Source organism: Hyella patelloides LEGE 07179, from assembly GCF_900659865.1.
GTDB classification, from domain to species: Bacteria; Cyanobacteriota; Cyanobacteriia; order Cyanobacteriales; family Xenococcaceae; genus Hyella; species Hyella patelloides.
Map to the genome: position 1 here is coordinate 36,275 of NZ_LR213770.1, position 12,325 is coordinate 48,599.

Below are 12,325 nucleotides of genomic sequence, written 5' to 3' on the forward strand. Positions count from 1 at the left end.
TTGCTGGTTGCTGGTTGTTGGTTGCCCTTCGGGAAGTGCGCTACCCAGAGCGCCTTTCGTCGACGCGGGGTCGCACTTCTGGTTGTTAGTTGTTGATTACTTGCTACTTCTGACGACTGACATCACGACTTCATACTTCATCCCTCATACTTCATACTTCATACCTCATCCTTGATAGAATGCTGAATCGCCGTACTTTTTTACTAACATCTCTAGCTGCTACTGCTGGTATGTTGTCTGGTTGTAGTGGCTCTCAAAATACTTTAGATGTAACTTTCCTACAAGATTCAATTCCACCTCAATTGCTAGGCGATTTTCAGAAAATTATTGCCCAAACGGGTCAAATAAAACTGATACCCGAAGTTAATCTACAAGCAATCTTTGACTTACTCGAAGCTTGGCAAAAACCAGATGAACAAGAGCAATCTGTGATTGATTCTTTACCTATCATCGGTAGAAATAACCCTCAGCAAGCTAGTATAGTTACTCTGGGTGACTCTTGGCTGCAAAAAGCGATCGCTGACCAGCTAGTTCAACCCCTAGATACCAGTAAATTAGAGGGCTGGTCTAGTTTACCAACTAGATGGCAAAATTTAGTTAAGCGCGATCGTGAAGGTAATCTCAATGCTCAAGGAGAAGTGTATGGTGCGCCCTATCGTTGGGGTAATACGGTAATTGCCTATCGTAAAGATAAAATAGCTTGGACTCCTACAGATTGGTCAGACTTATGGCGTGAGGAGTTACGAGGGCGTATTTCTCTATTGGATGACTATCGAGAAGTAATTGGTTTAACTTTAAAAAAATTAGGGCATTCTTATAACACTAATAATCTAAGTCAAATTCCTAATTTAGAAACAGAATTACAACAATTGCAACAACAGGTTAAGTTTTATAGTTCCGATAAATATTTGCAACCCCTAGCTTTGGGTGATACTTGGTTAGCTGTAGGCTGGTCTACGGATGTTTTAGCTATTACCAAACGCTACTCTAATATTGCTGTTGCTGTTCCCGCTTCAGGAACTTCTCTTTGGGCTGATTTATGGGTACAGCCCAATTTAGGAGATGATACTTCCAGTAACGAACAAATTGCTTCTATCAGAGCTAATTGGATGGATTTTTGTTGGGAATCCAAATCGGCAAAGCAAATATTGCTTTTTACTAATGCTATCTCTCCGATTTCAACTAAATCGCAGGAACAAGGTATGCAAGACTTAGCTCCAAACTTAGAAAACAGCCCTGTTTTAAAATCTACCCTGGCAACTTTTAATAATAGTGAATTCCTTTCTCCCCTTTCCCCAGAAACTAAAAATGAGTACTCAAATCTCTGGAAAAAAATCCGCCAAAGAGGTTAGTCAGTGATCGGACAGCTAAAGAATCGAATTTTTAGCGAATATTAAATTAAAGTTTAGTAGCTTAAATGAATTAAAATATTACCACTGACTTCTGATTTAATTACTATCTTTTTTCGCAATACGAATTGCTCGGCGACGAGTTTCAATCACTTCCCCAATTTCCCTTGATAAACGAGGAACAAGCTCTAAGATATCTTGTACTGTTTCTGTTTTTAAAATTAAGACCTCTAAATCCTCAATCGCAGTTACAGATATCAAGCTAGAGCTATTAGAAATCAAAGACATTTCTCCAAAAAATTCTCCACGAGCTATTCGAGCAATTTCTTTTTCTTTACCTAAATTGTTTAGTACAGAAATTTTAGCTCTTCCTGCAATAATTAAATAAAGATTACGTTGAACATTTTGCCGATTAATAGCAATTTCACCTACTCCAAAATGTTTTAAAATTGCATTTTTAGCTAATTTTTCTAGATGATAATTTTCTAAATAAATAAAACTAGGAAATGTTTGTAAATACTCTACAAATTGTAAAAGTATTTCTTCTTGCTTAGACTTTACTGGTGGTTCATGATAGACAGTGCGAATAGGAAAGGGAATATTGAGATTATTTCTATTGGCAGCATACCAAATACGAGTGACAAATTCATCTCTAATTTGTGGTACTTTGTCATAATCAGCTAAGAATAATCTGACTCGATAATCAATAGAAAAATCATTATAGTTAATAGTTTGTATAACTGGCTCTGGTTTTTCTAGCACTCCTTTGGTTGCTAAAGCTGTTTCTTTAAGGACTCTTTTGACTTTATTAGGAGGATCGCTATAAGAAAAACCAATATCTACTGGTTCGACGTGAAGTTTTTGAGGAAGGCGATAATTACGAATAATTTCTTTTGCCAAAATAGCATTGGGAATTACTAATAGTTCTAGTTCTCTAGTCAGTAAATGAACAGAACGCCAATTGATTTCTATAACTTTTCCTTTAGTGCCATTAAATTCTAACCAATCCCCTAAATTAAAAGGACGCTCAAACAGTAAAGTAATACCCGAAAATAAATTACCTAAAGTATCTTGTAAAGCTAACCCAAGAACAATTGAACTGACACCTAAAGCGGTAATTACCCCCCCCAGGTCTGCTTTCCAGACTACAGAGAGTACGATAGCCGTACCAATTAAAATTAAAAAGAAACGAATTAAATCGCGAAATAGTTTTGGTGTGTTAGCTTGCCATGTTCCTACTTTTGCCGAACCAAATAGTAATCCATTTAGTAAAGTTAACAAGGCATGAATTGTACACACTCCTACTATAGTTTGTATGATTTGTACTGAGGAGCTATCGGCGGAAATTTCTAATACTTTATTCAGTAAAATAAAGATTGCAAAACTTGGCAATACTAGGTTACGAATAATTTGTAAAGTAGCAGCAACATAACTATGATGCTTTTCCAAAGCAATTGTAATTTCTTCTAAAACTACTGTTAGTAAAGGAAAAATTATAATTAAACCTAATCCCCAAAAAAAAGATGGTTTTTGCCAAAGAGATTGTTCCATAATTATTGATTTTTAAGAATCAAATGAAAATGCTAAAAGTAGAAGTCCTGTAAACACAGATATCGCTCCTGTCCAACTCCATATTTTGGCAATTTTAGGAAATTTATGCTGAATTATTTGTTTAAAAAGCGTCATAATAGCACCAGTCATTGTAACGATTAAACCTACGTAATGCCTCCACTCATTTTCAAGATCGTAACTAAAAAATAAGACAAAAAATATTACCGAAAGCAATAATATTCCAATAATAGCTGTTATTTTTCCCGTATCTTCTTTTTCTGGTAAGGATTCAAAAATAGTAATGCTAATCATAAAAAATAGATAACTTTCAAAAAATAGAATCATTCCGACAAAACCTAACCACAGTAGTCTAGGTTTAAAAAGAGAACTATCTAAAAAGTTAAAAGCAGCATTGTGAGTAATTAAAGAATAAATAATTAATCCAGTACAAATAACTATTCCTAAAGCTAAAGTAATAATCAAAGCTCTAGCTCTTTCTGGTTCTAATATTACTTTATTACTTGGCTTATTTTGATTAGTATCTTCCATATTGCGACAGTTTTAAATCATCAGTACGCGCTCTTGTTTTTTAGTAGCATAAAATTATATCAAGGTAAGTACCCAGACAGAATTAATTACACATTTAGCTTTCTCTATTGCCTATTACAAGCGTGCCTATTGCCTCTCTCAACTAGGAAATTAATTTTATCCGACTGCTTAGTAGCACGTCTAGACTAAACATTGTAAGTTATGCAATGCCTACTATATTGTCGTGTCTATATTGAGATGAAAGAAAAAAAATTAGATTAAAGGAATAAAGAAGAAAAGTCAGAATAATTTTCTGCCAAAGTGCAACCTTGGCTTGAACAACACCATTTGATTATGATCATTTCCTTAAAAAATCTGAATCCTTAAGCTCTCTCGGTAAAATTACAGTAATTAGCTAAAGCCAACAGGTTTAAACCTCAAATACCACTAGCTAAACACCATTTCATCTGTCTTTGCCAACATTATTTAGTTTATTAAAATGAATCATCACCAACCTCCAGCCCAACAGGGTCTATACGATCCTCGCTTCGAGCATGATGCCTGCGGTGTGGGATTTATCGTCCATATGAATGGGAAGAAATCTCATGAGCTTGTGGAACAGGCTTTGACGATTTTAAGTAATCTCGAACATCGTGGTGCTTGTGGTGCTGAGACGAATACAGGTGATGGGGCTGGTATCTTGATGCAAATACCCCATAGGTTTATGAAGAAGGTGGCTGCCCAGGAAAGTATTAATTTACCAGAAGTAGGACAGTATGGTGTCGGCATGATCTACTCTTCTCCAGAGTCGTCGATGAGAGAGAAGGGAAGAAGGGTATTTGAAACAATTGTCGCCGAAGAAGGACAAAAAGTTTTGGGTTGGCGTGACGTGCCTACCGATGATTCAACTTTGGGACACACCGCTCAATCGAGCGAGCCTTTTATGCAGCAGGTGTTTATCCAACGCTCTGCCGATTTAGATGAAGCAGCCTTTGAACGAAAACTCTTCGTGATTCGCAAGCGTTCTCATAAAGCGATTCGCAAACAGTTGGGGGATTCGTTTTGGTATGAGTCCAGTGTCTCCTGTCGAACAATTGTTTATAAAGGGATGCTGATGCCGATGCAGGTAGGAGAATATTATCCCGAACTCCACGATCGCGACTTAGAAAGTGCTTTAGCTCTGGTACATTCGCGCTTTAGCACTAACACGTTTCCTAGTTGGGAAAGATCCCATCCCTATCGCTACATTGCTCACAACGGGGAAATTAATACCTTACGGGGCAACATTAACTGGATGCACGCTCGGCAATCATTGTTGGAATCGGAGCTATTTGGCGATGATATGAAGAAGGTGCAAAATTTAATTAATATCGATGGCAGTGATTCCAGTATTTTTGATAATACTTTAGAACTATTGGTCTTGGCAGGGCGATCGCTTCCCCACGCAGTTATGATGATGATCCCCGAACCTTGGACGGCACACGAATCTATGAGTGATGAGCAAAAGGCTTTTTATGAATATCATTCTTGTTTGATGGAACCTTGGGATGGACCTGCTTCCATCGCCTTTACTGATGGGACAATGGTAGGAGCAGTGCTCGATCGCAATGGTTTACGTCCTTCTCGTTATTACGTTACCAAAGATGACCTGGTAATTATGGCATCAGAAGCAGGAGTGCTGGAAGTTGCGCCAGAAAACGTAGAATCTAAAGGGCGTTTAGAGCCTGGCAAGATGTTCTTGGTGAATATGGAAGAGGGACGTATTGTTGCTGACGAAGAGATTAAGCAAGCAATTATTAACGAACATCCTTATCGGGAGTGGTTGGATCGCTATTTGGTAGATTTGGCATCTTTACCAGAACCCAAAGTAGCCGATGAATTGTTACCTATTTCTTCAACAGAACTAACTACGACTATTCAGCAACAGATGACCTTTGGTTATACTTTTGAAGAACTGCGGATGTTACTCAAACCAATGGCCCTTAATGGAGTAGAGGCACTTGGTTCGATGGGTACGGATACACCCTTAGCAGTACTTTCAGATCGTCCCAAGTTACTTTATGATTATTTCCAACAACTATTTGCTCAAGTAACTAATCCCCCCATAGATTCAATTAGGGAAGCAATTGTTACCTCTCCAGTAACCACTATTGGTTCAGAACGTAACTTACTCGATCCTCAACCCGAAAGTTGCCATCTAATTAAATTAAAAACACCTGTAATTAGCAATGCAGAATTGGCAAAGCTGAAAAACTTAGACGGGGATTTTCAGTCTCTTACCCTACCCATTTTATTTAACCCCAAAGAAGGAGTACAGGGTTTAGAAGCAGCAATCACGAATATTTGTACTGAGGTAGATAAAGCGATCTCCGAAGGAACAAGTGTAATTATCTTGAGCGATCGCGGTATAAATAAAGATAACGCTCCTATTCCTGCTTTGCTAGCGGTTGCGGGGTTACATCACCACTTAATTCGTCAAGGTACTCGTACTAGAGTGGGCATTGTCTTAGAATCGGGCGAACCAAGGGAAGTACATCATTATGCAGTCTTGCTGGGCTATGGTTGCGGTGCGATTAATCCCTATCTCGCTTTTGCCACTATAGAGGACATGATGGGTCAGGGAATACTGGCTGATGTAGACTATCAAACTGCTTGCAAGAACTACATCAAAGCAGTAACCAAAGGAACAATTAAGATTGCTTCTAAGATTGGTATTTCCACACTTCAAAGTTATCGGGGAGCGCAAATTTTTGAAGCGATTGGACTGAATCACTCAGTAATAGACCGCTATTTCACCTGGACAGCATCGAGGATTGAAGGAGTAGATTTAGAAGCGATCGCCAAAGAAACTATTTTACGTCACGCTCATGCTTTTCCCGAACGAGAAGTTAACGGACATACCCTGGATGCTGGAGGAGAATACCAATGGCGCAAAGACGGAGAGGCACATTTGTTTAGTCCTCAAACCATTCACACTTTGCAACAAGCAGTCAGAACAGGTAATTACGAACTTTACAAGCAGTACGCCAAGCTAGTAAACGAGCAGAATCAGCAACACTTTACTCTGCGGGGATTGCTGGAATATAAAGACCGCGAACCAATTCCCCTGGAAGAAGTAGAGCCAGTAGAAGCGATTATGAAGCGGTTTAAGACGGGAGCGATGAGTTACGGCTCAATTTCTAAAGAAGCTCATGAATCTTTAGCGATCGCCATGAATCGTATTGGCGGGAAATCTAACACAGGGGAAGGAGGAGAAGATCCAGAACGCTACACCTGGACAAACGATCGGGGTGACTCGAAAAACAGTGCTATTAAACAAGTAGCATCAGGTCGTTTCGGCGTTACCAGTTTGTATTTATCCCAAGCCAAAGAACTCCAGATCAAAATGGCACAGGGGGCAAAACCAGGTGAAGGAGGACAATTACCAGGGAAAAAAGTTTATCCTTGGATTGCCAAGGTGCGTCACTCTACCCCAGGAGTAGGTTTAATTTCTCCCCCACCTCACCACGATATTTACTCCATTGAAGATTTAGCCGAGTTAATCCACGATCTGAAAAATGCCAACAGAGAAGCGCGGATCAGCGTTAAATTAGTCTCGGAAGTAGGGGTAGGAACGATCGCTGCTGGGGTAGCTAAAGCCCATGCTGATGTAGTGTTGATCTCTGGTTTTGACGGTGGTACGGGAGCATCTCCCCAAACCTCAATTAAACACGCAGGATTACCTTGGGAACTTGGTTTAGCAGAAACCCATCAAACCTTGGTCTTAAATAACCTCCGTAGCAGAATTGCCGTAGAAACCGACGGTCAAATGAAAACTGGTCGTGATGTGGCGATCGCTACTATTCTTGGTGCTGAGGAATTTGGTTTTTCCACCGCCCCCTTAGTTACCCTTGGCTGTATCATGATGCGCGTCTGCCACATGAACACCTGTCCCGCAGGAGTTGCTACTCAAAACCCAGAGTTACGCAAAAACTTCATCGGCGATCCCGAATATACGGTCAACTTTATGAAGTTTATTGCCCAGGAAGTGCGGGAAATTATGGCAAGTTTGGGCTTCCGTACCCTCAATGAAATGGTAGGGCGTACTGATATCTTAGAAGCCAGGAAAGCAGTAGATCATTGGAAAGCCAAAGGTATCGATCTCTCAAAAATCCTTTACCAACCCGAAGTAGGAGCGGAAGTCGGTCGCTATTGCCAGATTCCCCAAGATCACGGGCTAGGTAAATCCTTAGATCTGAATGTGTTACTCGATCTCTGCAAACCAGCAATTGAAAAGGGAGAAAAAGTTAAAGCTACCCTGCCCATTAGAAATATTAATCGGGTAGTTGGTACGATTCTAGGCAATGAAATCAGTAAACGCCACTGGCAAGGTTTACCAGAAGATACCGTACATCTCCATTTTCAAGGTAGTGCGGGACAAAGTTTTGGGGCATTCGTACCCAAGGGCGTAACTTTAGAATTAGAAGGTGATGCCAACGATTATCTAGGCAAAGGTTTGAGCGGTGGCAAAATAATTGTTTATCCTTCCAAAGGTTCTACTTTTGTCCCCGAAGAAAATATTATTATCGGTAACGTGGCATTTTATGGCGCAACTGGTGGTGAAGCTTATATCAATGGTGTCGCTGGAGAACGATTCTGCGTCCGCAACTCTGGGGTTAATGCTGTAGTGGAAGCCATCGGCGATCATGGTTGTGAATATATGACTGGTGGTAAAGTTGTAATTCTAGGGTCAACTGGGCGTAACTTTGCTGCGGGAATGAGTGGCGGAGTGGCATACATTCTCGATGAGAAAGGTGACTTTGCAACCCGTTGTAATACTCAAATGGCAGACATTGAATCTTTGGATGAAGAAGATTTAGAAACTATTTACCAAATGATTCAAAAACACGCAGATTATACCAGCAGTCAGAAAGCAACTAAAGTGTTGGCTAACTGGGAAGAAATGGCAGCAAAATTTGTCAAAGTAATGCCCAGAGACTACAAACGTGTGCTGCAAGCCATCAAAAAAGCGATCGCTGAAGGTTTAAGCGGAGACGATGCCCTAACTGCTGCCTTTGAAGCCAACGCTCGTGATGCTGCCCGTATTAGCGGAAGCTAAAGTGAGGGATGAGGGATGAGGGATGAGGGATAAAGTAATAAGTAATAAGTAATAAGTAATAAGTATTATTTGCTACTCCTTATTTCCCTAACCCCCTTCTCCCCTATATCCCTACACCCCAACTTCCTCATAATTCATAATTTATCATTCATCCTTTTATAAAAAACTATGGGAAAACCAACAGGCTTTATTGAATATCTGCGCGAAGAACCTTCCGAACTAGCTCCCCGCGATCGCATTCGTAACTGGGATGAATTCCATTTACCCATGCCAGAGGATAACCTTAAAACCCAGGCTGCTAGGTGTATGGACTGCGGTACGCCCTTTTGTCATACTGGCATCAACATTAGCGGTATGGCGAGTGGTTGCCCAATTAATAACCTAATTCCAGAGTGGAACGACCTGATTTATCGGGGACTTTGGCGCGAAGCACTAGATCGCTTGCACAAAACCAATAATTTCCCAGAGTTTACTGGTCGCGTCTGTCCCGCACCCTGCGAGGGTTCTTGTGTTCTAGGGATTCACAACCCCCCAGTAACCATTAAAAATATTGAATATTCAATTATCGAAAAAGGTTGGGAATCAGGTTGGGTAAACCCTGAACCACCACAAAAACGAACAGGGAGAAAGGTTGCTGTCGTTGGTTCTGGCCCTGCTGGACTGTCTGCTGCTGCTCAACTCAACAAAGCAGGTCATTGGGTGACAGTATTTGAACGGGCGGATCGACCAGGAGGACTGCTGATGTATGGCATTCCCAACATGAAGCTGGATAAGCAAGAGATTGTGATGCGTCGCATTAAGCTATTAGAAGCAGAAGGGGTAACATTTACCTGTAATACCGAAATTGGAAAAGATATATCTGCCGAACAGTTACTTAAGGAATATGATTCAGTAATACTTTGTACTGGTTCAACCAAACCCAGAGATTTACCCATCGAAGGTCGTTCCCTCAAGGGCATTCACTTTGCTATGGAATTCCTCACTGCCAATACTCAAGCAATTCTCAACCAGGATGAGACTAATATCTCTGCCAAAGATAAAGACGTGGTAATTATTGGTGGTGGTGATACTGGAACTGACTGCGTTGGAACATCAGTGCGTCACGGTTGTCGTAGTTTAGTGCAACTAGAAATTATGCCCCAACCCCCCTTAGAGCGCGCTCCCAATAATCCTTGGCCAGAGTGGCCTAAAGTTTACCGTCTTGATTACGGACAAGAAGAAGCTGCTGCCCAATTTGGTGACGATCCTCGTGGCTATCTCACTACTGCAACCAAGTTTGAAGGAGATAAACAAGGACAAGTCAAAGCCGTCCATACCGTGCAAATACAATGGGAAAGGGATGCCAATGGTCGTTTTACACCCCAACCAATTGCTGGCACAGAAAAAATTGTACCCGCCCAATTAGTTCTCTTAGCAATGGGATTTCTCAGCCCAGAACAACCCCTCCTAGATGCTTTGGGACTAGAAAAAGATGCCCGCAATAACATCAAAGCAGAACACGAACAATACACTACCAATATTCCTGGTGTGTTCGCAGCAGGAGATTGTCGTCGCGGACAAAGTCTGGTAGTTTGGGCATTTAACGAAGGTCGTGGAGTAGCCCGTGAATGCGATCGCTTTTTAATGGGAAGTACAGATTTGCCTTAAGTTGACTTTTGCAGTTTAGTAGGGTGGGCAAAAATAACAAGAATAGACAAACTTGTTCAGAATAGGTCTGTTGCCCACCAAACCATTAAATAATAATATTCCAATTTAACTAAGGTCGTGGTGTAGCTCGTGAATGCGATCGCTATTTACTAGATAGTACATATTTACCCAGGGTAGGCTTATTAGGTTTTTGACTTCGCGTACCTGACTATTAAAACTGTTCCTTCATAATCAATCTGATTTAATGTCGTTTTCATTAGCGAGAGAACTTTCTCTTGTTTCGATCCACCTGTCCCTGCACCTATTAATGGAAAAGCGACAGACTGATAATTGCGAGATTTTACTATTTTCATCGCATTTATTACGGAATTCTCGATCGATTTTTCAGACGATATCCATAACATACTTATTCCAGCGACATGAATGATTGCTTTATAGGTCAGTTTGCCTGCATTTGTTTCAACAGCATTTCCCAAAGGTATCGCACCTTTTTTCCCTAGCTCAAAAAAAGGTTTATAGCCACCTCGCTTTTTTATGGCTCCTGATACTCCTTGTGGAATCAGTAACCACCAAGGAATTATATTTCTATTCCACGGATTTACTATGACTTCAACATCTTGATTCAGTAAATCTCCATCAATCACAGTTAAATTCATGCAGTATTCTTTCCCTTAAGATTTTCATGCTGTTTCCAGTCTAAATCAGTAAAAATAGAGCGTAAATAATCAAGATGCGATCGCTTTTTTTCGTTTTTTTATATCAGGGGAATAAGAGATCGCACTTTTTGTAACACGATCAACACTACGACAAGTTGTAATATTTTCCAGATGTCCCAAAATTAAATAAACCTAGTAGTTGGGACATTCAACGAAGGTTGTGGAGTGGCTCGTAAAAGCGATCGCTATTTAAGGGGAAGTACAGATTTACCTTAAGTTAACGAATAGAGAAGATCAGAAGAAAGCTTGGTTATTCCCCTTAAAAATGAATCAACCAAGCCTAATAATTCTAATTTGATGGCTATCTATGAGGTAATGGTGAAAAATCAATTGACAATTTTAGATTGACTTACAATTAAGCACCATAATTTTTAGAACTAAAGCCAGCATTTAGCGGGCTACCATCATACAAACAAGATACACTTATTTTCAATTTCTTCCGATGATCGTAGTAAGTATGATAATGAGTTTGTTTTCTGACCAAATCTAATTCAGCAGGATTGATACTGAGTGAAGCTAATACTGGTTCTGAATCAAATTCTCGATTTTGGTATTGAGGGGCTGTTTTCTTTATCTCGATATCAACATATTGAATAAAATTTCCTTCAGCTTCCAGTACCATATGACAATCATCAGTATCTACAATGATATTGCCTACTTCGTTTGGTTCTCGATCAACTTCTTGGGCTGCATTGGCAATTGTCATTCCCAAATATTGAAATGGTCTATGAAATGGCTTGCTAAACAGGGCAAGATTAATAAGATCGGCTTTATCTAAAGCATCATGCAAACTAGAAGCAGTGATGTTGCTTTCTAAAGCTCTCTGGTTAAAGACCACACCAATGCTATTTACAAGCTTTTTAAAAGCATCTTCATAGTTTGCCTCATCTGTAAAATCAACGTAGAGCTTTCCAAGTAGAAACCCTGGTAGTTCACACTTTTGGTACATTATCGGAAGAACTTTTACTTTTTTGCCATAGATTTCTTGGTTCATTGCTACATCTATTTCTCGCTGAACCCAAGATGATGCTATTGAATTGGGAGATAAAATAACTGCTACGTAGTCAACTTCATCTAAGCCACTTCTAATCTTTTCTATTAATGACTCACCGACTTTAATTTCAGCCTCATCAAGCCAGTATCTAACTCCATGATTATCTAAATCTCTAGCAAGTTCTTTAACAAATGGTTTGTCTTTTGAGTTATGACTAAGAAAAACACTTACTTTCATCTACACAATCACTCCATCCAAACAGTTAGATTAGCTTCCATATTTTAGTGCATAGAAAATCCAAAATAATCAAGCGATCGCTTTACTTGTAACGCAAATGAAACCACGACAAGTTGTTATATTTTCAAGATGTCCCAAAATTAAATAAGCCTAGTAGTTTGGGCATTTAACGAAGGTCGCGGTGTGGCTCATGAATGCGATCGCT

The 12,325-nt window shown here is 39.9% G+C and carries 7 protein-coding genes; 3 read left to right on the top strand and 4 right to left on the bottom strand.

What is annotated here, in order from left to right:
* Positions 1-179 precede the first annotated feature (179 nt).
* Entirely contained in the window at positions 180-1,352 is a 1,173-nt protein-coding gene (locus H1P_RS01395; RefSeq protein ID WP_144863396.1) for a substrate-binding domain-containing protein, read from the top strand.
* A gap of 96 nt (positions 1,353-1,448) precedes the next feature.
* Here H1P_RS01395 and H1P_RS01400 read toward each other — a convergent pair whose 3' ends face one another.
* Positions 1,449-2,900, bottom strand: coding sequence for a mechanosensitive ion channel family protein (locus H1P_RS01400; RefSeq protein WP_144863398.1), 1,452 nt, complete (start codon positions 2,898-2,900; stop codon positions 1,449-1,451).
* 12 nt (positions 2,901-2,912) lie between these two features.
* Complete coding sequence (locus tag H1P_RS01405; RefSeq protein WP_144863400.1) at positions 2,913-3,449, bottom strand: hypothetical protein; 537 nt, start codon at positions 3,447-3,449, stop codon at positions 2,913-2,915.
* Positions 3,450-3,927: 478 nt separating this feature from the next.
* Between H1P_RS01405 and gltB the strand changes: the two genes are divergently transcribed.
* Positions 3,928-8,526 carry a glutamate synthase large subunit gene (gene gltB / locus H1P_RS01410; RefSeq protein ID WP_144863402.1) on the top strand — a complete coding sequence of 1,533 codons (4,599 nt, stop codon included), beginning with the start codon at positions 3,928-3,930 and terminating at the stop codon, positions 8,524-8,526.
* A 168-nt stretch (positions 8,527-8,694) separates the two neighbouring features.
* Positions 8,695-10,173 (top strand): glutamate synthase small subunit, encoded by a 1,479-nt coding sequence (gltD, locus tag H1P_RS01415; RefSeq protein WP_144863404.1) that lies wholly within the window; start codon positions 8,695-8,697, stop codon positions 10,171-10,173.
* A 182-nt stretch (positions 10,174-10,355) separates the two neighbouring features.
* On the opposite strand, the gene H1P_RS01420 is transcribed toward gltD, so the two are convergent.
* Both H1P_RS01420 and H1P_RS01425 read right to left on the bottom strand, forming a co-directional pair.
* Positions 10,356-10,829 (bottom strand): macro domain-containing protein, encoded by a 474-nt coding sequence (locus H1P_RS01420; protein ID WP_144863406.1) that lies wholly within the window; start codon positions 10,827-10,829, stop codon positions 10,356-10,358.
* A gap of 415 nt (positions 10,830-11,244) precedes the next feature.
* A complete protein-coding gene (locus tag H1P_RS01425; RefSeq protein ID WP_144863408.1) occupies positions 11,245-12,120 on the bottom strand; it encodes a toll/interleukin-1 receptor domain-containing protein in 876 nt (291 codons plus the stop codon).
* Positions 12,121-12,325: the final 205 nt, after the last annotated feature.